The organism is Ideonella paludis, assembly GCF_018069865.1.
Classification (GTDB): Bacteria; Pseudomonadota; Gammaproteobacteria; order Burkholderiales; family Burkholderiaceae_C; genus Ideonella; species Ideonella paludis.
This window is the reverse complement of record NZ_JAGQDG010000002.1, coordinates 1-19,450: the sequence shown is the minus strand read 5'-3', so window position 1 is coordinate 19,450 and position 19,450 is coordinate 1. Positions and strand designations below refer to the sequence as shown.

The 19,450-nt window shown below is 64.9% G+C and carries 20 protein-coding genes; 9 read left to right on the top strand and 11 right to left on the bottom strand.

The annotated features are described in order from the left end of the window. Positions 1–30 precede the first annotated feature (30 nt). Genes KAK11_RS04550 through KAK11_RS04530 form a run of 5 tightly spaced genes read left to right on the top strand, consistent with a single transcriptional unit; the run spans position 31 to position 5,211 of the window. On the top strand, positions 31–2,247 hold the full coding sequence (locus tag KAK11_RS04550; RefSeq protein ID WP_210806711.1) for a methyl-accepting chemotaxis protein: 2,217 nt from the start codon (positions 31–33) through the stop codon (positions 2,245–2,247). Between the two features lie 16 nt (positions 2,248–2,263). After that, positions 2,264–2,788, top strand: coding sequence for a chemotaxis protein CheW (locus tag KAK11_RS04545; RefSeq protein WP_210806709.1), 525 nt, complete (start codon positions 2,264–2,266; stop codon positions 2,786–2,788). A gap of 18 nt (positions 2,789–2,806) precedes the next feature. Then, on the top strand, positions 2,807–3,601 hold the full coding sequence (locus KAK11_RS04540) for a CheR family methyltransferase (RefSeq protein ID WP_210806707.1): 795 nt from the start codon (positions 2,807–2,809) through the stop codon (positions 3,599–3,601). A gap of 19 nt (positions 3,602–3,620) precedes the next feature. Beyond that, positions 3,621–4,103 (top strand): chemotaxis protein CheD, encoded by a 483-nt coding sequence (locus KAK11_RS04535; protein WP_310737743.1) that lies wholly within the window; start codon positions 3,621–3,623, stop codon positions 4,101–4,103. A gap of 19 nt (positions 4,104–4,122) precedes the next feature. Next, complete coding sequence (locus KAK11_RS04530; protein WP_246498449.1) at positions 4,123–5,211, top strand: protein-glutamate methylesterase/protein-glutamine glutaminase; 1,089 nt, start codon at positions 4,123–4,125, stop codon at positions 5,209–5,211. A 30-nt stretch (positions 5,212–5,241) separates the two neighbouring features. Here KAK11_RS04530 and aroC read toward each other — a convergent pair whose 3' ends face one another. Next, positions 5,242–6,342 carry a chorismate synthase gene (gene aroC / locus KAK11_RS04525; RefSeq protein ID WP_210806703.1) on the bottom strand — a complete coding sequence of 367 codons (1,101 nt, stop codon included), beginning with the start codon at positions 6,340–6,342 and terminating at the stop codon, positions 5,242–5,244. A 198-nt stretch (positions 6,343–6,540) separates the two neighbouring features. On the opposite strand from aroC, the gene KAK11_RS04520 reads away from it, so the two are divergent. Then, a complete protein-coding gene (locus tag KAK11_RS04520; protein WP_210806701.1) occupies positions 6,541–8,865 on the top strand; it encodes a putative bifunctional diguanylate cyclase/phosphodiesterase in 2,325 nt (774 codons plus the stop codon). On the opposite strand, the gene KAK11_RS04515 is transcribed toward KAK11_RS04520, so the two are convergent. Then, positions 8,832–9,305 (bottom strand): CBS domain-containing protein, encoded by a 474-nt coding sequence (locus KAK11_RS04515; RefSeq protein ID WP_210806699.1) that lies wholly within the window; start codon positions 9,303–9,305, stop codon positions 8,832–8,834. The genes KAK11_RS04520 and KAK11_RS04515 overlap by 34 nt on opposite strands. A gap of 92 nt (positions 9,306–9,397) precedes the next feature. Between KAK11_RS04515 and KAK11_RS04510 the strand changes: the two genes are divergently transcribed. Beyond that, positions 9,398–10,729, top strand: a complete 1,332-nt coding sequence (locus tag KAK11_RS04510) for an O-acetylhomoserine aminocarboxypropyltransferase (protein WP_210806697.1) — start codon at positions 9,398–9,400, stop codon at positions 10,727–10,729. Next, positions 10,726–11,526: an alpha/beta fold hydrolase gene (locus KAK11_RS04505; protein WP_210806695.1), complete on the top strand. Its 801-nt coding sequence runs from the start codon at positions 10,726–10,728 to the stop codon at positions 11,524–11,526. The genes KAK11_RS04510 and KAK11_RS04505 overlap by 4 nt, the downstream gene beginning before the upstream one ends. Before the next feature lie 138 nt (positions 11,527–11,664). On the opposite strand, the gene KAK11_RS04500 is transcribed toward KAK11_RS04505, so the two are convergent. The 4 genes from KAK11_RS04500 to KAK11_RS04485 are packed head-to-tail and all read right to left on the bottom strand — an operon-like array spanning position 11,665 to position 14,608. Beyond that, the gene (locus KAK11_RS04500; RefSeq protein ID WP_210806693.1) at positions 11,665–12,345 is read right to left on the bottom strand and encodes a phage tail protein; all 681 of its coding nucleotides are present in this window, start codon (positions 12,343–12,345) and stop codon (positions 11,665–11,667) included. A gap of 6 nt (positions 12,346–12,351) precedes the next feature. Further along, complete coding sequence (locus tag KAK11_RS04495; RefSeq protein WP_210806691.1) at positions 12,352–12,915, bottom strand: putative phage tail protein; 564 nt, start codon at positions 12,913–12,915, stop codon at positions 12,352–12,354. Continuing rightward, the gene (locus KAK11_RS04490; RefSeq protein WP_210806689.1) at positions 12,912–14,039 is read right to left on the bottom strand and encodes a baseplate J/gp47 family protein; all 1,128 of its coding nucleotides are present in this window, start codon (positions 14,037–14,039) and stop codon (positions 12,912–12,914) included. The genes KAK11_RS04495 and KAK11_RS04490 overlap by 4 nt, the downstream gene beginning before the upstream one ends. Continuing rightward, positions 14,036–14,608 carry a phage GP46 family protein gene (locus tag KAK11_RS04485; protein ID WP_210806687.1) on the bottom strand — a complete coding sequence of 191 codons (573 nt, stop codon included), beginning with the start codon at positions 14,606–14,608 and terminating at the stop codon, positions 14,036–14,038. Before KAK11_RS04485 ends, KAK11_RS04490 begins: the two co-directional genes overlap by 4 nt. Before the next feature lie 90 nt (positions 14,609–14,698). Here KAK11_RS04485 and KAK11_RS04480 point away from each other — a divergent pair, with 90 nt between their 5' ends. Further along, positions 14,699–15,436 carry a hypothetical protein gene (locus KAK11_RS04480; protein WP_210806685.1) on the top strand — a complete coding sequence of 246 codons (738 nt, stop codon included), beginning with the start codon at positions 14,699–14,701 and terminating at the stop codon, positions 15,434–15,436. A gap of 7 nt (positions 15,437–15,443) precedes the next feature. Here KAK11_RS04480 and KAK11_RS04475 read toward each other — a convergent pair whose 3' ends face one another. The 5 genes from KAK11_RS04475 to KAK11_RS04455 form a co-directional block, all read right to left on the bottom strand. Further along, on the bottom strand, positions 15,444–15,986 hold the full coding sequence (locus tag KAK11_RS04475; RefSeq protein ID WP_210806683.1) for a phage baseplate assembly protein V: 543 nt from the start codon (positions 15,984–15,986) through the stop codon (positions 15,444–15,446). Beyond that, positions 15,983–17,098, bottom strand: a complete 1,116-nt coding sequence (locus KAK11_RS04470; RefSeq protein ID WP_210806681.1) for a phage baseplate assembly protein — start codon at positions 17,096–17,098, stop codon at positions 15,983–15,985. Before KAK11_RS04470 ends, KAK11_RS04475 begins: the two co-directional genes overlap by 4 nt. Before the next feature lie 5 nt (positions 17,099–17,103). After that, entirely contained in the window at positions 17,104–17,637 is a 534-nt protein-coding gene (locus tag KAK11_RS04465; RefSeq protein WP_210806679.1) for a Gp49 family protein, read from the bottom strand. 26 nt (positions 17,638–17,663) lie between these two features. Beyond that, positions 17,664–18,962 (bottom strand): DNA circularization protein, encoded by a 1,299-nt coding sequence (locus KAK11_RS04460; RefSeq protein WP_210806677.1) that lies wholly within the window; start codon positions 18,960–18,962, stop codon positions 17,664–17,666. Further along, positions 18,962–19,450 (bottom strand): hypothetical protein (locus KAK11_RS04455; protein ID WP_375140662.1); only part of this gene is annotated, 489 nt, incomplete at its 5' end. The genes KAK11_RS04455 and KAK11_RS04460, both read right to left, overlap by 1 nt.

Genomic DNA, 19,450 nt, shown 5'->3' with positions numbered 1-19,450 from the left:
TCTCGATGAACGACTGAGGTATCGAAGATCATGCGCACGAATCTGCCCATCACCCAGCGGGAGTACATGCTGCGCGAGGGCTCTGCCATCGTGTCGCGTACCGACCTCAAGGGACGGATCACCTACGTCAACCCCGACTTCATCGAAGCCTCTGGCTTTGTGGAGTCGGAGCTGATTGGCCAACCGCACAATTTGGTCCGTCATCCCGACATGCCAGAGAGTGCGTTTGCCGACATGTGGACCACGCTCAAGGCGGGGCGGCCTTGGACCGGCATGGTCAAAAACCGCCGCAAGGATGGTGACCACTACTGGGTGGTGGCCAACGCAACGCCCGTGACCGAGGGCGACCAGGTGGTGGGCTATATGTCGGTGCGAACCGTACCCACGCGAGCCCAGGTGGAAGCCGCCGAAGCCTTGTACAAGCGCATTCGCGACGGGCAAGCCGGCACTTTGATCATTCGTGAGGGTTCGGCCGTCGATAACGGAGCCGTGGCCAAGCTGTTGGCCATCCCCGCGGCGGTCACTCACCAAGGCTTGGCCCTCAAGTTTGGCCTGCTGGGTGGCGGCCTGGTGGCGACGGCAGCGCTGAGCGCCGCCGCAGCCGCTGGGCAGTCCGTCATTGCGGCCGCAGCTGCTGCGGCCTGTGGGCTCGCCACACTGGGCGCAGGCGCAGCCATGGCTCGCCGCCTGACCAAGACCTTGGGCCAGGCCAAGCGCCATTTCGAAAACTTCGCACAAGCGCGCTTCGACGGCGTGGTGACCGCAGAAGGCCGAGATGAGCTGGCTGACATGATGTTGGCCCTCAAACGCGTCCAGATCCGCTTGGGCTTTGAGTTCTCAGACATCAAACGTCTGGCTGCAGAGTCTGGCCGTGTGCGTCAGGCGCTCGACACCTGCACGACCAACGTGATGATTGCCGACACGGACTCGACCATCATCTACATGAACCAGTCCGTCAAGGACATGCTCAGCCGCAATGAGGCCACGCTGCGCAAGGCCTTGCCGGGCTTTGAGGTCAAGCGCATTCTGGGGTCCAGCTTTGACAACTTCCACCGCAACCCCAGCCATCAGCGCAATCTATTGGGCAATCTGACAGGGGTGCACAAGGTCGAGATCAAAGTCGCAAGTCTCACCTTCCAATTGATTGCCACGCCGATCATTGACCCCAAAGGCCAGCGCCTGGGCACGGTCGTGGAATGGAAAGACCGCACGGCCGAACTGGCGGCAGAGCATGAGCTTTCAGGCATTGCCGAGGGCGCTTCTCAAGGCGACTTCTCCAAGCGTTTGGAGACGGAAGGCAAGGAGCCCTTCTTCGCGACCTTGGGCCGCGTGTTCAACGACTTGGTGGAGACCGTCAGTCGCACGATCGTGGAAGTGCGTGCTGCAGCCAATCAACTGAGCGCAGCATCGGGTCAGGTGTCTTCGACGTCACAGTCGCTCTCCCAATCGGCTTCCGAGCAGGCTGCCAGCGTGGAGCAAACCACCGCATCGCTTCAGCAAATGGCCTCCTCGGTGAACCAGAACGCCGAGAACGCCAGCACCACGGACCGCATGGCGGGCCAGGCGGCCCGAGAGGCGGCTGAAGGTGGACGCGCCGTGAGCAGCACCGTGGATGCGATGAAGTCCATCGCCACGAAGATCAGCATCATCGACGACATCGCCTACCAAACCAATTTGCTGGCCTTGAATGCAGCCATTGAGGCCGCCCGTGCAGGGGAACACGGCAAGGGCTTCGCGGTGGTGGCGGCCGAGGTGCGCAAACTCGCAGAACGCAGCCAGGTTGCCGCTCAAGAGATTGGCCAACTGGCCAGCTCCTCGGTCACCTTGGCCGAAAAGGCCGGCACCCTGCTCGGCGGCATGTTGCCCTCGATCAACAAGACCTCTGAGCTGGTGCAGGAGATTGCCGCAGCCTCTTCGGAGCAATCCGGTGGCGTGGCGCAAATCACCTCGGCCATGAACCATCTCAACACGGCCACTCAGCAAAACGCCTCGGCCTCGGAAGAGCTGTCCGCCACGGCTGAGGAGCTGGCGGCCCAAGCCACGCAACTGCAAGAGCTGATGGCCTTCTTCCGCCTGGCCGACGAAGAGGACGGTGAACTCTCTGCCACGGCAGCGCGTCCACAAGCGGCTTCCGCCAAAAAGTCCAGCCCGAAGCGCCGTGCGTCAGGCCCTGCCACGGCCAATCAGCGTGCCCGTCAGGAGGCGCAGGCTGAGACCGTTGACGAGGCCCACTTTGCTCCGTTTTAACTGAGACCGAACGACCATGCATGCCACCCTAGAACGTGAAGTCGATGCGCCTGCAGAGATGCGGCAGTACTTGCGCTTTGTTTTGGCCGACGCTGTGTTTGCCGTGCCCATTGACTCAGTGCGAGAGATTCTGGAACTCGGCCCCACCACGGCCCTGCCCATGATGCCCAGCTTTGTGCGAGGCGTGATGAACCTGCGCGGCGCGGTGGTGCCCGTCATCGACTTGGCCGCCCGCTACAACCTGCCGCCGACCATACCCGGCCGCCGCACCTGCATCGTGGTGGTTGAGGTGACGCCCAGCGGTGAACATGATGGCTCGCGCCAAGTTCTGGGCCTGCTGGTCGATGCGGTCCATGAGGTGCTGGAGGCGTCCACTGCCGACATGGAAGACCCACCAACCCTGGGCACGCGCATCTCGCCGCATTACATCGCGGGCATTACCCGGGCGCACGGCACCATGGTGCTGGTGCTGGACCTGCCGCGGTCTTTGGATGATGAGGAGCTTGCGCTGCTCATCGCCAAAGACACTGCTCATGCCTAAGGCAAAAAGGAGCCCAGCATGAGCCTGTCACAGGCCTCGTTTGACGCCGTCGCCGACCTCTTCCACAACATCTCTGGCATTCGCCTCACGCCGGCCAAGCGTCCGCTCGTGGAGGGCCGGCTTCAGAAGCTGGCCCAGGACAAGGGGGTGCGCAGCCTGGATGCCTATGTCTCCCAGTTGCTTGATGAGCAGGACCCTCAGGAGATTGTTCGGGTGGTGGACAAGCTGACCACCAACGAAACCTATTTCTTTCGCGAGCCGCAGCACTTTGAGTTCCTCGCGCAGGAACTGGCGCAGTACGACAAGCCAGAGCCCTTCCGCGTGTGGAGCGCTGCCAGCTCCTCCGGCGAAGAGGCCTACAGCATCGCCATGTTGCTGTCGGAAAAGCTGGGGCCGACAGGCTGGGAGGTGGTCGGGACGGACCTGTCTACCGCCATGGTCAGCTCGGCTCAAAGAGGCCTCTACAGCATGGAGCGCGCGCGCTTTGTGCCCAAGGAGTACTTGAAGCGCTACTGTCTGCGTGGCCAGGGTGAGCACAGCGGTCAGTTGCTCATCAGCAAGGCGCTCAAAGAAAACGTTCACTTCAGCAGTGCCAACCTGACCGAGAAGCTCCCGGACCTCGGTCGATTTGATGTCATCTTCCTTCGCAATGTGTTGATCTACTTTGATCCTCCGGGCAAGGAAGCCATTGTGCGAAGAGTCATCCAGCTTCTGAAACCCCATGGCTATCTCTTCACTGGTCACGCCGAATCGCTCAGCCATCTCGACCACGGTCTCAAAACCGTCCGCACAGCGGTCTACGAAAGAAGCTGAGAGCGGCATACACGGCTGGGTGCCGGCGACGCCGGGGCAAAGCCTGTTCCTGATGCCGGGCCAATGGCACTTTGGCAGCCGCGTGGCCAGCCTGCGCACGTTGCTGGGCTCCTGCGTGGCCGTCACGCTGTGGCACCCCGAGCGCCATTGGGGCGGGATGTGCCACTTTCTGCTGCCGCAGCGGCGCGAGCCGCAGCCCGGGCAAATGGACGGACGCTATGGCGACGAAGCCATTGAGCTGCTCGTCCAAAGCTTGAAGCGTGCCCGCACCCAACCCTCGGAATACATCGCCCACCTCTACGGCGGGGCCGACACCATGCCCGACCAAACGGGGGTCAAGCTGAATGTGGGTGAGCGCAATATTGAAATGGGCTGGACCTTGATCGACAAGTATGGCTTTCAGCTCGACGGTGTGGATGTGGGGGACCATGTGCCGCGCACGGTGACGCTCAAGCTGGAGTCGGGGGAAGTCCAGGTCAAGCGGGGTTCACGCCACGCCTAAATCAAAGGAGTAAAAAAACATGGCCATCAAGGTGATGATCATTGACGACTCGGCCGTCGTGCGCAAGCACCTGTCCGACTTGCTGACCGCGGGAGGGATTGATGTCGTGGCCACCGCCCAAGACCCGGTGTTCGCTTGGCCCAAACTCGACAGCGCCTGTCCTGACGTGATCGTCTTGGACGTTGAGATGCCGCGCATGGACGGCATCACCTTTCTGCGCAAGCTGATGTCAGAGCGGCCCACCCCCGTCGTCATGTGCTCTACGCTGACCGAGGCGGGGTGCGAAACCACCATGCAAGCTCTGGCCGCGGGCGCCGTGAGCTTCGTCACCAAGCCTCGCATGGGTTTGCGTGAGTTTTTGGGTGAGCGCTCGAATGGCTTGGTGGATGCCGTCAAGGCAGCGGCCAAAGCCAACCTCAAGGCCTTGCCGCGCTCTGCCCCGGCGCCGGCCGGCGGCAAGCCTGCGCCCAGGCCTTTCATTGCCCCCCCTACCGCCGTGGGGGCGATGGCTGAAACCACCGACCGCGTGGTGGTGATGGGCGTGTCGACCGGTGGTGTGCAGTCGACCGAGGTGGTGCTGCGCGCCCTGCCCCGCAATACGCCGGGCATCATGATCGTGCAGCACATGCCCGAGAAGTTCACCGCGTCCTATGCCTCTCGCCTGAACTCCTTGTGCGAGATTGATGTGGTGGAGGCCAAGGACGGCGACCGTGTCATTCCTGGGCGAGCGCTGATTGCGCCGGGCGGCAAGCACATGCGGCTGCGTCGCAGTGGTGCGCAGTACGTGGCAGAGGTCGTCGATGGCCCGTTGATCAACCACCACCGCCCCTCTGTGGACGTGCTGTTTCGCTCAGTCGCAGCCCAAGCCGGTCGCAACGCCATTGGCGTGATCATGACGGGAATGGGTGACGACGGCGCCCGTGGCCTCAAAGAAATGCATGATGCAGGCGCCGTCACAGCGGCCCAAGACGAGGCCAGCTGCGTGGTCTTTGGCATGCCCAAAGAGGCCATTCGCCTCGGCGGTGTGGATCACGTGCTACCGCTGAGCGATATTGCCAATTGGATCTTGCACACCGCGTCCCAACGCACCCCCGCCAAGAAAGCCTGAGGCCCGCAGGGCGCTTAGCCGCCTTGCCGATCAGCCCAAGCCTGCGGGAATGGCGGGCGTGAAGACTTCGACGTCCGCGCATTGCGCCCGATGCAGCATGGCATGGTCGATCAAGACCAGGGCCAGCATGGCCTCGACAATGGGCGTGGCCCGAATGCCAACACAAGGGTCGTGACGGCCAAAGGTTTCGACGGTCGCGGCTTGGCCTTGCAAGTCGATAGACCGCCGCGGCACCCGGATCGAACTGGTGGGCTTGATCGCCACATTGACGCGCAGGTCTTGTCCGGTCGAGATGCCGCCCAACACGCCACCTGACTGGTTGGACATGAAGCCTTCCAGGGTCAGCTCGTCGCCATGCTCGCTGCCCCGCTGCTGCACGGCTTTGAACCCCGCACCGATCTCGACGCCCTTGACGGCATTGATGCCCATCATGGCGTAGGCGATGTCTGCATCGAGCTTGTCAAACAAGGGGGCGCCCCAGCCCACCGGCAAGCCGGAGGCTTCGACATACAAACGCGCGCCCACTGAGTCACCCGACTTGCGCAGCGCATCCATGGCCGCTTCGAGTGCGTCAATGCCGTTGGCGGTTGCCGCGAAAAACGGGTTGTTATGGACCTCGCTCCAGTCCTCGATGGGGATCTCCACAGACCCCAATGCGGTCATGCAGCCCCGGATGGAGATGCCATGGCGCTCGCCCAGCCATTTGCGAGCCACCGCGCCGGCGGCCACCATGGGCGCGGTCAGACGGGCTGAGCTGCGGCCACCGCCGCGAGGGTCGCGGATGCCGTATTTGTGCCAGTAGGTGTAGTCGGCATGCCCAGGCCGAAAGGTCTGGACGATGTTGCCATAGTCTTTGCTGCGCTGGTCGGTGTTGCGGATCAGCAGGCAAATGGGCGCACCGGTGGTCTTGCCTTCGTAGACCCCGGACAGGATCTCGACTGAATCAGGCTCGTTGCGTTGGGTGACATGCCGGGACGTGCCTGGCCGGCGCCGATCCAGCTCCGGCTGAATGTCCGCCTCGGACAACTCTAAATTGGGTGGGCAGCCGTCAATCACGCAACCAATGGCAGGCCCGTGACTCTCCCCAAAGTTGGTGACGCGAAACAACTCGCCAAAAGTGCTGCCAGACATGATGGGGATGGGTGTGGACGTCACCGTCCAAGGAATTGAAACAAGCGTTTGATTCTATCGGTCCACGCTGATGGCCGCGAGTTACCCGTCCTTTCAGGGTTCATTTCGCCGAATGCACCGAAGTGTCAATATGTCACAGTCTGGGCATCCTGGTGTGGTGTTTGGAGGTTGCACCAGAGATCCAACACGATGCCCAAGATGCACGATTTGTTTCACTGCTCAAGGCGGGGCCGCCCGGCAGCCACCAGCGCATGGCTGGCGGGCTGGTTGGCTTGCCCCCATGCCCTGGCTGCCACACCGATGGCTGCCCAGCAGGGGCTGCCTTGGACAACCATCCTCTTGCTCATGGCCGCCGCGGGCGGCGTGGGCGCTTGGCTCAGCCGCGGCCGCCGTGACCCTGCGGCGCAGCATCTCAGCGATCTCGCCCCTGAGCCGTTTGCGAGTTTGCCCATGGCGCAGGCCGCCCCCACCATGCTGGACCAAAGCAGCCAGATGTTTGGCTGGGTCGATGGCGATGGCATCGTCTTGCACATGAACCGCACCGGCCTTTTGTGGCTGCAATCCGAAGACCTGCTTCAAGCCCAAATGCAAGCCATCTGGACATTGCCGGGCCTCGCGTCAGGTGAGCAAGCGGACGCCTTAAAGGCCGCCATCGATGTCGCTCGTGGCGGCCAGGCTAAGCGCATTGAGCTCAAGCTGGCCCCTCCTCAGCAAGACCCCAGGTACGTCGAGATCCACCTCCGAGCAGTCAACTGTGGCTCAACATCCACCAGCCCCTGTGTGCTGATCGAAGGCCGTGATGTGACATTGCGGCGCCAAACCGAAGACAAGCTGATGCTGGCTGCCACAGTGTTCGAGCAAGCCCGCGAGGGCATCATGATCACGGATGCCAAGGGTGAAATCCTCTCGATCAATCAAGCCTTCAGCGACATCACAGGCTACAGCCCAGAGGATGCTCAAGGGCAGTATCCGGGCCTGCTCACCCAGGCCCTAGAACGTCCGCAGGTGCACCGCCGCATCCGAAGTGCCCTGGAGCGCAAAGGCCATTGGCAAGGCGAGCTTCGCAGCCTGCGCCGCAATGGCGAGGTCTTCACGGCCTGGGTGTCGTTGACACGCCGCCTGAGTGCAGACGGCCAGCCCACGCACCTGATCGGCATCATCAACGACATCACGCGCTCGCGCGAGGCCGAGCTCAAACTGCACCGACAAGCGCACTATGACCCGTTGACCGACTTGCCCAACCGCCGCCTGTTTGAGCAAAGGCTGCAGCTCGCCATGCAAAAGCGCGGCCGAGACGCGGAACCGGTGAGCGTCTTGTTCATGGACTTGAACCAGTTCCGCGACATCAACGACAACTTTGGCCACCGGACGGGCGACGCCGTGTTGGTGGAGATGGCTCACCGCCTGCGTGAAGACCTCCGCGAGGCTGATGTGGTGGCCCGGCTGGGTGGCGATGAGTTCGCTGTCTGCTTACCCGGTGCGCATGCCCAGGCAGCCCACCAAGTGGCGCTGAAGTTGCAGGAGCGCCTGGCGCAGCCGTGCATGATCGACAGCCATGAGCTGAGCCTCACCGCCTCGGTGGGCATTGCCATCTTCCCGGACGACGGGGACAGTGTCGAGCTGATCACCCGCAATGCCGAAACCGCGATGTATCGGGCCAAGCAGGAGGGGCGCGCGTCCACCTGCTTCTTCACGGAGGGCATGCAGCCGCGCTCTGTGCGGCACCTGCAACTGGAAGCGCACCTGCGCCGGGCCATAGAGCGAGACGAGTTGCTGCTGCACTACCAACCGCAGCTCGACACCGCGACGGGCCGTGTGGTGGGCCTAGAGGCTCTGGTGCGCTGGCGCCACCCCGAACTGGGCATGGTCTCGCCCGGCGAGTTCATTCCGCTGGCCGAACATAACGGTCAGATTGTGGCCATCGGTGAATGGGTGATGCGCACCGCCGCCCAGCAAATGAAGTCGTGGATGAATCAGGGCTTGCCGCCCTTGGTGATGGCGGTTAACTTGTCCGCAGTGCAGTTTCGGGACCCCACGCTGCCCGAGCGCGTGCAAGCCATCTTGAACGAAACCGGCTTGCCGGCGTGCAACCTGGAGTTGGAGTTGACCGAGAGCGTGGCGACTGGGAACCCGACCGCCGCCATCGTGATGATGGACAGGCTCCATGCCCTTGGTTTGCGCCTGTCCATTGACGATTTCGGGACTGGCTACTCGTCGCTCAACTACCTCAAGCGCTTCCGCATCGACACGCTGAAGATCGACCAGTCCTTTGTGCGCGATATCCACAGCGACCCGGATGACCGCGCCATCGTTCAAGCCATCATTCAGATGGCCCATGCCCTGAACTTGACGACGATTGCCGAAGGCGTGGAGACCGACGAGCAGGCGGACTTCCTACGCGCCAATGGCTGCGACATGTTGCAGGGCTATCGCTTCTGCCGCCCCATTGAGCCCCAAGCCGCCCTGCTGTGGCTGCAGGAGCGTACAGCTCAACCGCCCTTGGCTTCCGCGGCAGCGGCTTGACTGTCTTCGGCAGGCCAGTCGCGGATGTAGGCCTTGAGCATGCGGTTTTCGAAGTCCTGCGCATCCACCACGGTCTTGGCCACGTCGTAGAACGAAATCACCCCCATCAGCGTCCGCTCGTCCATGACGGGCATGTAGCGCGCGTGCCGGCCCAGCATCATGCGCCGGACCTCGTCAATCTCAGTTTCGGGGCTGCAGGTCAGCGGTGCGGGGTCCATGACCGAACGAACCGAGGCCGTCCCCACTTGGCCGCCACTGCGAACGATGGCGGTCAAGACCTCGCGAAAGGTCAGCATCCCGGCCAGACTGCCTTTGTCCATCACCACCAGTGAGCCGATGTCCTTCTCGGCCATCACCGTGACCGCTGTGGCCAAAGGCTCATCAGGGCTGAGGGTGTAGAGGGTATTGCCTTTGACACGCAGGATGTCGCTGACTTTCATGGGGTCTCCTTCGCAGCGGATGGTTCGTGGGAATCTTACTGGTGGGCAACATAGCACACAATCCCGACCGCTCCCCTACACAGGAAGACCCTATGCCCGGATATCAAGACCCTGGGTTCGACACCCTCGCCCTGCATGCTGGTGCCGCGCCAGACCCTGCGACGGGCGCGCGCGCCACGCCCATTCACCTCAGCACCTCTTTTGTGTTTGAGTCCAGCGAGCATGCCGCCTCGTTGTTCAACCTGGAGCGAGCTGGGCATGTCTACAGCCGTATCTCCAACCCCACCACCGCCGTTTTTGAGGAACGCATGGCGGCCTTGGAAGGGGGTGTGGGGGCCATCGCCACCGCCAGCGGCCAAGCGGCACTGGCCTTGGCCGTCACTACCTTGGCGGGCGCGGGCAGCCACATCGTGGCCAGCTCGGCGCTTTATGGGGGCTCGCACAACTTGCTGCACTACACCTTGCGGCGCTTAGGGATTGAGACCACCTTTGTGCGCCCTGGCGACCTGGCCGCTTGGCGCAACGCCATTCGCCCCAACACCGTGATGCTGTTTGGTGAAACCGTTGGCAACCCGGGTGGCGATGTGCTGGACATCCCGTCCATCAGTGCCATCGCTCATGCGGCGGGCTTGCCCCTGCTGGTGGACGCCACCTTCACCCCGCCTTGCTTGCTCAAGCCCTTTGAGCACGGCGCAGACCTGCTCTTCCATTCGGCCACCAAGTTCTTGAGCGGCCACGGCACCGTCATCGGCGGCGTGCTGGTGGATTCGGGCCGCTTCGATTGGGACGCAGCCCACGCCAAGCACGGCCTGTTTGCCAGCCTGTGCGAGCCTTATGCGGGCTTTCATGACATGGTGTTCAAGGAGGAAAGTACCGTGGGTGCCTTCTTGCTGCGCGCCCGCCGCGAAGGCCTGCGGGACTTTGGCGCCTGCATGAGCCCGCACACGGCCTGGCTCATCTTGCAAGGCATAGAGACTCTGCCGCTGCGCATGCAGCGCCATGTGGAGAACACCCGCGCCGTGCTGCGCTTCCTCAGCCAGCATGCCATGGTTGAGCGAGTCCACCACCCCGAGGTGGACGGCCACCCGAGCCAAGCGCTGGCGGCTAAGCTGCTGCCCAAGGGCGCCAGTTCGGTGTTCAGTTTTGACCTCAAAGGCACACGCGAGCAAGGCGTGGCCTTTGTCGAGAGCCTGAAGATTTTTTCGCACCTGGCCAATGTGGGCGATTGCCGCTCCTTGGTGATCCACCCCGCCTCGACCACTCACTTCCGCATGGACAACGCGGCGCTGGCGCAAGCCGGCATCGCGCCCGGCACCATTCGTTTGTCGATTGGTTTAGAAGACCCGGCCGACCTGCTGGACGACCTGAAGCGCGCGCTCAAGGCGGCCGAGCGCGCTGCCCCTGCTACCGGAGATCGCCCATGAAGCTGACTGTTCAAGGCCATGAGGCCTATGCCTACACCGGCGGCAAACCCTTTGACCCGGCCCTGCCCTGCGTGGTCTTCATTCACGGCGCCTTGCATGACCACAGTGTCTGGAACCTGTTAGCGCGCTGGTACGCCCACCATGGCTGGGCCGTGCTGGCCGTCGATCAGCCGGGGCATGGTCGCTCGGGCGGGCCGCTGCTGCCCAGCGTCGAAGCCATTGCCGACTGGTGCCTGGCACTGCTGGATGCCGCAGGCGTGCGACAGGCCGCTTGGGTCGGCCACAGCATGGGATCACTGATCGCACTGGCTGCAGCAGGCCGGGCGCCTGAGCGGGCCAGCCATTTGGTGCTGATGGGCTCGGCTTTCCCCATGAAGGTTTCGGACGCCCTGCTGACCCTGGCCCGAGACACCCCGGAGGCAGGCATGGACCTGGTCAATGCGCTGTCGATCTCAACGCAGGCTTCCAAGCCTTCCTACCCGGGGCCAGGCTTCTGGCTGCATGGAGGCAACCGCCGACTCATGTCCAGCGTGATGGCCTCCAAGCCGGGTAGTGAGGTGTTTGTGCACGACTTCGATCTGTGCAATCGCTACGACGGCGGCTTGCAAGCTGCAGCGGCCGTGCGCTGCAAAAGCCATGTGATCGCCGGGCAGGCCGACCAAATGACCCCTCCAAAGGCGGTCAAGGCGCTGGCTCAGGCGCTCAACGCCGCGGTCACGCTGCTGCCCTGCGGTCACGGGCTGATGCACGAGTGTCCAGAGCAGACCTTGGCCGCTCTGCGCGCGTCGTTGGTGTGAGGACGTGGGGCAATTGCCCCACTTTTCAGGACACTGGGTGGGGTAAATGGCCCAAGTTCCCAGGGTCGGGGAGTTTTGAAGTAGCGCGCCGTTTAATTTGATCCAGGGGAACGTTTGATCTGAACCAGCATTTTCGGCTCAGGTCTTGATCATGTAGAGCAGCGCCACGTTTCGGGGCCGGGTTTCGGTGTTGGTGCTGGCCAGGGCCTTGGAGTTGGTGTGCAGGGCGTTGGTGCCGTTGTTTTCCCCGACGACATCGGGGCCGGTCACCACCAAGGGGCCGGGGTCGCCGTTGTCGCGGTCGCTCCCCTGAACCTGAAGCTGGTGGGTGTGGGGGCCGACCTGCTCCGCCTGGGCTGAACCAAGAGCCCGCCCGGTGTCTATACCGCGCCCGGAGTCCAAGCCTCGGATGAACTCCCCACGCAGATCAGGAACGCGGAACTCGGTGGCGGGGTCTCCAGCCAGCTTAAAGACGTCGCCAATGGCGCTGTAAAGGTCCGGGAAAGAGGCTTTAAGCACGCTTTGGCCGTTGGCCACCAGCCAGCCCTCGGGCACTGACAAGCGCGCCATAGGGGCCACGGTGCCGGGGGGCACGCCCATCTTACGGACGGCCTGCAGCAGCTTTTGGTAGGTGGAGGGCACGTTGGGGTCGAACTGTGCGCCCTCGATGCCTGCCGCTTTGACCACCTCCATCAGGCTCCAGACCACCATGTTGAAGTCTTTGGCCGTGCTGGCGGTAGGCACCGGGAGAGTGTCCTGGGCCATGCGCTGGCCCGTGCCGGGGTGGGTGACGTAGGCGCTGGCTTGGGTGTAGTCCATGGCTCTTTACAGGGTGATGGTGATCCGAAAGCGGGCGGGGATGTAGTCCTCCAGCGCGCAGGCGATGACGGCGGCGTCGAGCGGGGCGGTGCCGGTGACGCCTGAGACGCCCACGTGCAAGACGCCGCTGGCCCCAAAGCGGGCGCCGAAGCGCTCGCGGCCGAAGCGGAAGGGCTGGGTGTAGGTAACTGTGGCGGTGTAGCCCATGTCGGCCAGCAGAGCGGCCAGGGCGCCGGGGGCGGCGGGGCTGCTGTCGGCATAGGCCCCGGTGGGGCCGCGCAGGCGGGCTAAAAGGCGGTCACGCCGGTCTTCATAGGGCTGGGTGGCGCCGTAGCACTTGTCGGGCAGGCCGCAGGCGTATTCCCACTCCTCCAGGCGGCTGGTGGTCTTGTGGGGCAGCCACTGCTCAAACGCCAGTTGCGCCCAGGCGTGGTGCTCGGCAAAAGCGCTGGCCAGGCCGCGCAGCACGCGCATGAGGGTGGATGACTCAGCCCTTGGCCAGGCCCAGCCGGTGGGCAGCAGCGCGGCTAGGGCCTGGGTAAAGCGCTCGACGGTGGGCGTGGTGCTCATACGAACGTCACGCTGCCCAGCACCAGCAGCTCGTTATAGGCCGCCGTGGTGAAGAAAGCCCCGCTGGTGATGGTGGGGCTGATGACCTGGTGGTTGTACTCGCCCAGCACGGTGGCGATGGCCTCCACCAGGTGGCTGTGGGGGATCGAGCTGCCGGGCACGGCCTCGCGGAAGAAGAGGTCTTGAAGCGCGGCCGTCACATCGGCGCGCAGCGCGGGGGTGTCGGGGCTGATCGTAAGGCTGACGTTGACCACCACGGGCGCGGGGATGATGACAAACAGCTCGTCAGGCGGGCCGCGCAGTGGGTCGCGGATATACGCATAGACGGCGTCGCGCTGGCCGCTGGTGGGCAGGCCGGGGCTGGCGTTGGCGTCGGCCATGATGATGACGCCCGCCGTGGTGGGGCCGCCGGGGTTGCGCACGCCCCAGGCGCGGGTGATGCCGGGCACCTCCAGCGCCCAGCGGGCATAGTCTGCGGGGCTGCCGCCCATGGGCTGGGCGCTCAGGCGCTGGCGCAGGCGGTAGATGGCCTGGTCGTCGCTCTCGGCGTTGGAGCCGCCTGCAATGCCTCCGGCGGCCACCGTGAAGCCGGTATTGATGCCGGGCACGGGGCTAACCAGGTTAAGCACCGCGCCCTCTGCCGCCAGCGCCTCTGTACCGGGCACCAGGGCCACCACCGTGGCTTGCACCGCACCGGCCACCACCGTAGCGTCTGCGCTGACCTTGTACTTTTGCCCCGTGGCGCCTTGCAGCAGGGTGTTGGCGGGCAGCACTGTGCCGGTGACACCCGAGCCCAGCACTAGGCCGGTGGCGGCGCTTGCGGGCTTGCGGGTGAGGCCGTAGGTCGCCAGCCAGGCGTCGAGAAACTCCCCGCTGCTGCGGGTGGGGATGGCTTGACGGGCGACAAAGTCCCTTAAGTAGCGATAGGCCCCGTGCAGCCCGGCGCCCAGCACAAAGGCCAGCGCGGCCACGTTGGAGCGGGCCAGCTCCAGGTCGCGCGGGGTCAGTGCGGCCGGGTCTGCGGCCTGCGCGGCGCTGGCCAGGCTCTGCTGCAACAGGCGGGCGGCGTTGGCCGTGGCGTCGGCCACGGTGGGGATGGGCACATTGATCTGCGGTGCGGTCATAGCTCTGCCCAGCGAGTGATTGAGGTGCCCCACAGCACGTCATAGACGGGGGACGGGTTGTTGGCTTGGTAAACGGCGGCGCGAATGGCCAGACGGTCGCCCCGCTCGCCCGCCCACTCGGCGGTCACATCCACCCGGCTGGCGATGCCGTCGCGCACCAGCCAGGCCAGGGCCTCGCGGGCGGCAAACTGGGCTTGCTCCAGCTTGCCCGCAATCACCTTGCCGCTGTAGAGCAGCCACAGGGCCGAGCCCCAGGCCTCGCCCGTGGTGCTAACGAACTCCTCGCCCACCCAGCCCCGGCGCTCGGTGTTGCCGGGGGCCAGGGCATCGTCGCGGCCAGCGCGGCGGTCGGTAAACAGGCTGATGACGACTGCCGTGGCCAGCGTGTCTTCCAGCTCCATGGCATACGTGGCCAGCACCTCCACACCAGGGGTGGGCGGCGTGGCCAGCACGGTAGTGAACGGGTAGCCCCGGGCCGGTGCGGGCTGTGCCAGGCGCCAGTCAAACGGCACCGTCAGCGCGGGCGTGCCAAGGGACGCGGGCTGTAGGCGGGTGGCAATGTCGAACATGCGCCCATCATCGCGACGGGGGGCAGAATGAGCCCTGTGAAGCGGTTCACACCGCCCCCACCATCAAACTAAACAGCGCGAGAAGCGACTATGAAAGATGAAAACTTGCCAAGTGGCAAATGGCTGGCCTTTGGCATTGCTGTGGCCGTCGCGGCGGCACTAGCGGCTATGGCTTACGCCTATTGGTACGGAATATGTGACCAGGAGAGGTGTGGCCAGTTTGGCGACTTTCTTGGAGGAGTTCTGAACCCCGTCATCGGCGCTGTGACTCTTGGCGCCCTTGCATGGACAGTAAAGACGCAAAACGAAACCTTGCGACTGACCCGACAGGCCTTGTTGCTTGCGGAATCCGAGGCGCGACAGCGGGCGGAGGAAAGCGCCAAGACAGAAAAGGCGCACCAGGATGAAAGGGACAAAGCCAAGGCGCTGGACACCTTCGAAATGACCCTACGTAGGACTGAAGACTTGCTTGACCGCCCGGTCTTGCCCTGGGACGCGCCGGAGAAAGAGCGGCGGTTTTCCATCCTTCAAGCGCTTGACGGAGCGGCCCCAGACGGGTGCCTCTTGTGGTGGCGCTCCTACGCCGTTGGCAGCCGCGATGAGCGAGCCAAGTTATACGCTGCCAGGATCTCTCAACAGGTGGGGACACTTACACTCGCGGCCGTAGCCGCCCGGCCCTTCCTCTCTTCAGTTTACTGGCTGGAGATTCGCTCGCGCCTGAAACTGCTGCTTTCGCTGGTGGACGAACTTCAGTTAGCCCCGAGGGAAGAGGTTTTATTGTTGGCCAATGAACTCGGGATAGATGACCTGGTGCTGAATCGTAGGTAAGCGCCCGTCAAACCGGCGGCCCTGATTGATCATTGCCAATATCAACACCGCCGTGCTTGTGCTGGTGCATCTCCTTGCCCTGCACTTTCAGGCTTACCCCGGCCTCAATGGTGGGCGCGGTCAGCTTGGCGCTGGCCTGTAGCTCGGGCGTCGTGAAGGCCGCCCCGCCGGTGGCGGCCACGTCGAGCTGGGCGGTGTTGATCGCCACGCGGTTGGCGGCATTGATCACCAGCTCGTCGCAATCCACCTGCACCAGCTTGCCCGCCTTCAGCGTCACGCGGTGGCCTTCTTTGTGCCACACGCTCACCTCGTACTCGGCCAGCTGGGGGCGCTCGGCCAGGCGGTCCATGCGCAGCACGATTGTGTGGCCGCCGGCATTGATGACCAGGCCTTGGCCTTCCACGGGGTTTGCGGCAAAGCCATAGTCTTGGAAGCGCTCGGCGTCGTCTTTGGCGTCGTCGTCCAGGGCTTCGGCGCGGGCCTTTTGCACCTGTCCCTCGGTCAGGGTGCGCAGGCGGGCGCGGCGGATGATGTTCTCAAACCAGCTCATGAGCGTGCCCCGTCGCTGGGGCCTGTGTCGTGGTTCGTGGTGTTGCCCTTGTTACCCCAGTTGCGGCGCACGGGCTTGCTCTTCAGGGGCACGCTGTCGTAGGCCTCCACGGGGCGCACCACCAGCTCGGTGACATCGCCGTTTTGCAGGCTGCAGGTTTGGCGCACGCTGGTGATGAGCCACTCGTCACCGGCCAGGCCTGCCACGTCGTCATAGATGGCCACGCGCTCGTTCAACGGCCAGGCCTCGCCCTCAAACGTCCAGCCTTCTAGGGTGTAGGCCAAGCCCATGCTGTGGCCGCGCCGCACGCGGGCGGTGTGGTCTGCCAGGGCCTGCAGCTCGGCCTGGGTGGTGTTGCCCTGGGCGTTGATGATGAGCGGGCTATAGCGCTGCATCTCAGTGTCGAAGGCCCGGGCCTTGAGGCCCCGCGCCTGCTCAAAGCTGGCCACGGTGTGGCTTTGGCCGTAGACGATGTACTCGCTGTGGCGCTGCTCGTCCGTGCCGATGTCGCGCATCTCGATCACGTTCCAGCCGCGCCGGATGGTGCCCTTAAAGCGCTTGGTGCCCGCCTTGGCCAGCACCACGCGCCCGGCTGCGTCACGGCTCAGGATGACGCCGCGCAGCTTGGCAGCGCGGGCCAGGGCGTCTAGGGCCGTCTCGCCGTGGGCGAGCTTGAAGTCCACCACCGGGGCGCCGATGTCGGCCTCCACCATCAGCTCCAGGCCGAAGGGGGCCAGGATGTCGCGGCAGATGCGGTCTAGGCCCACATTGCGCCACTGGCCACCCGCGTGGATGGCGCTGGCACGAATGAGGTCGCCCGTGCGGTCGCGCCCCATGACGACCACGCCACAGTCCCGCGCGTTGTAGAAGGCCTGGGCGGCCAGCACATAGCCCGTGCACACCAGCGTGCTGCCGATCTCTACCCGCACCAGGTCTTGCCGCTTGATCGGCGGCACAAAGCCCGCGGGCAGGCTGATGGGCACGCTGAAGGTGGCGCTGATGCTTTCAAGGTCCCGCGAGACTTCGCTTTGCAGCCAGCCCACATAGGCCTGCCCGTTCACGCTGAGCGTGATCTGGGCGGCGTCGCGGGTGTAGCGCTCGGGGCCGGCCATGGGGCTTACTCGGTGGCGGTGGCTTCAAGGGCTTGGAGGGCGGCCTCCATCATCGCGCGGTCAGCGGAGGGCGCGCCCACGACCGACAAGCCAAAGCGTAGGCCCTGAAGCTGCGCTTTGGTCGAAGCGCCGACAAGGGCCGCCAGTGCGGCTCTCAAGCTGGCCGCATGATCGGGTTTGTCGCCCGCCGCGAGCTTGCTGCGCAGTTCATAGCCCATCAGAGGCCACACCTTATTGATCGCGTTCTGGCGGGCGATCTTGCGGCCCATTTCGGCGTCGAAGTTCTCGGGGCTGGCGCAAGCGCTCTCGCCTGTCACGGTGAAGCCGTTGCGCAGGACCAAGACGCAAAAGGTCAGCAGAGCAAGCGGCGCTGGGCACTTCACCTCAGCCTTTTGCTTAAAGGAGTCTCCCGTCACGCCGTCGTCCGCTGTGAAGTAGTGCTCGCTGGCAATGTTCGCCTCAATGTCCGCAGGCGTGATGCGAGGTGCGGTCAGGCCCTTGGCTTGAATCTCTTTTTCGATGGCTTGGTCGGTGCTCATGTTGGCTTTCTCTTCAGGGTTGCGGCTCACTCGTGCCGGATGATCCGCAACTCGCGCCCGGGGGGCGCAAGTAGCGGGTGTTCGATGTGCGGGTTCATGGCCAGGATTTCGTCGGCCCACTGGGCGGTGCCGAAGAGGCGGTGGCTGATGACGAGCGCGGGCTCCCACACGCCGGGGGTGTAGGTGCTCAGGCGCACCAGGTCGCGGCTGCGGGCTTGCAGGTCTGCCAGGGCGGCGGTGTGCATGGCTGCAATCGCCTCGGGCAGGTGCGTGGTGGGCTGGGCGCTGGTGGGGGCCTCGGTGCTGGCGGTTTGCGCCAGGCGCAGGCATTGGGTGTGGATGGTGGCGCGCAGGGCCAGGGCCTCGTCGTAGTTGGCCAGCTCGGCCTGGGCGGCGGCTTCAATCCACGCGGCCGTGGCCAGGGTTTGCAGCAAGCCATCACTCGCGGCTTGCAGGGCGGCTTGCTGCCGCTTGGCGCTGGTGGCCACTTGCAGCGGGGCGCCCTGGCCAGCGCCATACATGGCCAAGCCAGCGCTGATGGTGCTCACCTCAAAGGCGCGCACGGGCACGGCGGTGCCCAGGTCAAAAGCCCACGCAAAGGCGCTTTGAAAGGCCCTTGCTGTGGCTGTTGTCATCTCGCTGGGCAGCTCAAACAGCGTGGCGATGTTGGCGGCCAGTTGGCGGGGTGTGGCCACCAGGCTCTCTAGCCCGCCGCGCAGGGCTTGCATGGATGCGATCTGGCTGCTGTTGAAGGCGCCGAGCTGGGCGCTCACTGCGGCCAGGCGGCTGTAGGTGGGCTCCAGCGTGGCGCGCAGGCGCTCCACCGCGTTGGCGGCCACCCAGCCGGGGGCGCCGGCCAGGCTCCAGCTCGCAGCAAAGGCCTCTTGCGCGGCCTGCTTGCCCGCTTGCGCGGCGGTGGTGGCTTGGGTGCGGGTGTTGGGGCCTTGGGTGGGGTAGCGGCGGGCCTCGGCGCGGATGAAGGTGAGGTCAAAGCGGCACACGCCGCCCTCGGCCGTGGGCGCCTCGCGTGTGGTGAAGCGGCCCGCCACGTAGACGAGCATGCGCCCGGCTGTGGGGTGCACCAGCTCGCCTTGGCCGCTGAGCACTTGGCGCAGGGCGTCGCGCTGCTCGATGTAGTCCTCGCCGATCACGTAGGCGCTGAGCTTGATCTCCTCTGCCGCCTCGCCCATACGGAAGACGGTGGGCAAGTCTTGGAAGGGGTACTCGCGCAGCACCACGTTGTCTCCGGCCAGGTGCTCGATGGTGTCTACCTGGAAGGGCACGCCCCGAAAGGAGGCGGGCCGCAGTTGATCCAGCCACGCCATTACTTGTAGCTCCCTGGGTTGGTGTTGCCGGGGTTGATCTTGACCAGGCTCATGGGCTGGGTGACTTGGGTGGTGGCGGTGACGCGGTCATCCGTCACCCGCACGGCCACGTCCAGCTTGCCGGTGCCCAGCGAGAGGCCGCCGCCAGCGCCCAGGCTGGTGATGTCTTGCGGCAGGCCGATAGAGCCCAGGTAGGCGCCACGGGCTGCGCGCTCGCGCATGGTGGGGGTGGTTTGCCCCAGGCGGCGGCGGGCGTCTTCAGTGAGCACCACGCCCTTGCCCATGCTGTCGCGGTTGGCGGCGTTGTACCAATCGTCCAGGGCGCTGTAGAGGCGTGTGCCCTGCCAGCCTGCGAAGAGGGCGGCACCGGCTACGCCAAAGCGGGCAAAGCGCGCCCCGCTGGCCACGGCGGCCCCGGCGCCGGCGGCGCTCGCCCCAGCGGCACCAGCGCCCGCGCCGGCTGCGGCGCCGGCCGCCGCTGCGGCCCC

Bases quoted from the DNA above. Each gene is read 5' to 3' on its own strand.
- KAK11_RS04520 (WP_210806701.1), top strand. From the start codon at position 6,541: ATGCACGATTTGTTTCACTGCTCAAGGCGGGGCCGCCCGGCAGCCACC.
- KAK11_RS04510 (WP_210806697.1), top strand. From the start codon at position 9,398: ATGCCCGGATATCAAGACCCTGGGTTCGACACCCTCGCCCTGCATGCT.
- aroC (WP_210806703.1), bottom strand. From the start codon at position 6,342: ATGTCTGGCAGCACTTTTGGCGAGTTGTTTCGCGTCACCAACTTTGGG.
- KAK11_RS04480 (WP_210806685.1), top strand. From the start codon at position 14,699: ATGAAAGATGAAAACTTGCCAAGTGGCAAATGGCTGGCCTTTGGCATT.
- KAK11_RS04545 (WP_210806709.1), top strand. From the start codon at position 2,264: ATGCATGCCACCCTAGAACGTGAAGTCGATGCGCCTGCAGAGATGCGG.
- KAK11_RS04515 (WP_210806699.1), bottom strand. From the start codon at position 9,305: ATGAAAGTCAGCGACATCCTGCGTGTCAAAGGCAATACCCTCTACACC.
- KAK11_RS04460 (WP_210806677.1), bottom strand. From the start codon at position 18,962: ATGGCGTGGCTGGATCAACTGCGGCCCGCCTCCTTTCGGGGCGTGCCC.
- KAK11_RS04505 (WP_210806695.1), top strand. From the start codon at position 10,726: ATGAAGCTGACTGTTCAAGGCCATGAGGCCTATGCCTACACCGGCGGC.
- KAK11_RS04500 (WP_210806693.1), bottom strand. From the start codon at position 12,345: ATGGACTACACCCAAGCCAGCGCCTACGTCACCCACCCCGGCACGGGC.
- KAK11_RS04490 (WP_210806689.1), bottom strand. From the start codon at position 14,039: ATGACCGCACCGCAGATCAATGTGCCCATCCCCACCGTGGCCGACGCC.
- KAK11_RS04475 (WP_210806683.1), bottom strand. From the start codon at position 15,986: ATGAGCTGGTTTGAGAACATCATCCGCCGCGCCCGCCTGCGCACCCTG.
- KAK11_RS04495 (WP_210806691.1), bottom strand. From the start codon at position 12,915: ATGAGCACCACGCCCACCGTCGAGCGCTTTACCCAGGCCCTAGCCGCG.
- KAK11_RS04465 (WP_210806679.1), bottom strand. From the start codon at position 17,637: ATGAGCACCGACCAAGCCATCGAAAAAGAGATTCAAGCCAAGGGCCTG.
- KAK11_RS04550 (WP_210806711.1), top strand. From the start codon at position 31: ATGCGCACGAATCTGCCCATCACCCAGCGGGAGTACATGCTGCGCGAG.
- KAK11_RS04485 (WP_210806687.1), bottom strand. From the start codon at position 14,608: ATGTTCGACATTGCCACCCGCCTACAGCCCGCGTCCCTTGGCACGCCC.
- KAK11_RS04530 (WP_246498449.1), top strand. From the start codon at position 4,123: ATGGCCATCAAGGTGATGATCATTGACGACTCGGCCGTCGTGCGCAAG.
- KAK11_RS04540 (WP_210806707.1), top strand. From the start codon at position 2,807: ATGAGCCTGTCACAGGCCTCGTTTGACGCCGTCGCCGACCTCTTCCAC.
- KAK11_RS04470 (WP_210806681.1), bottom strand. From the start codon at position 17,098: ATGGCCGGCCCCGAGCGCTACACCCGCGACGCCGCCCAGATCACGCTC.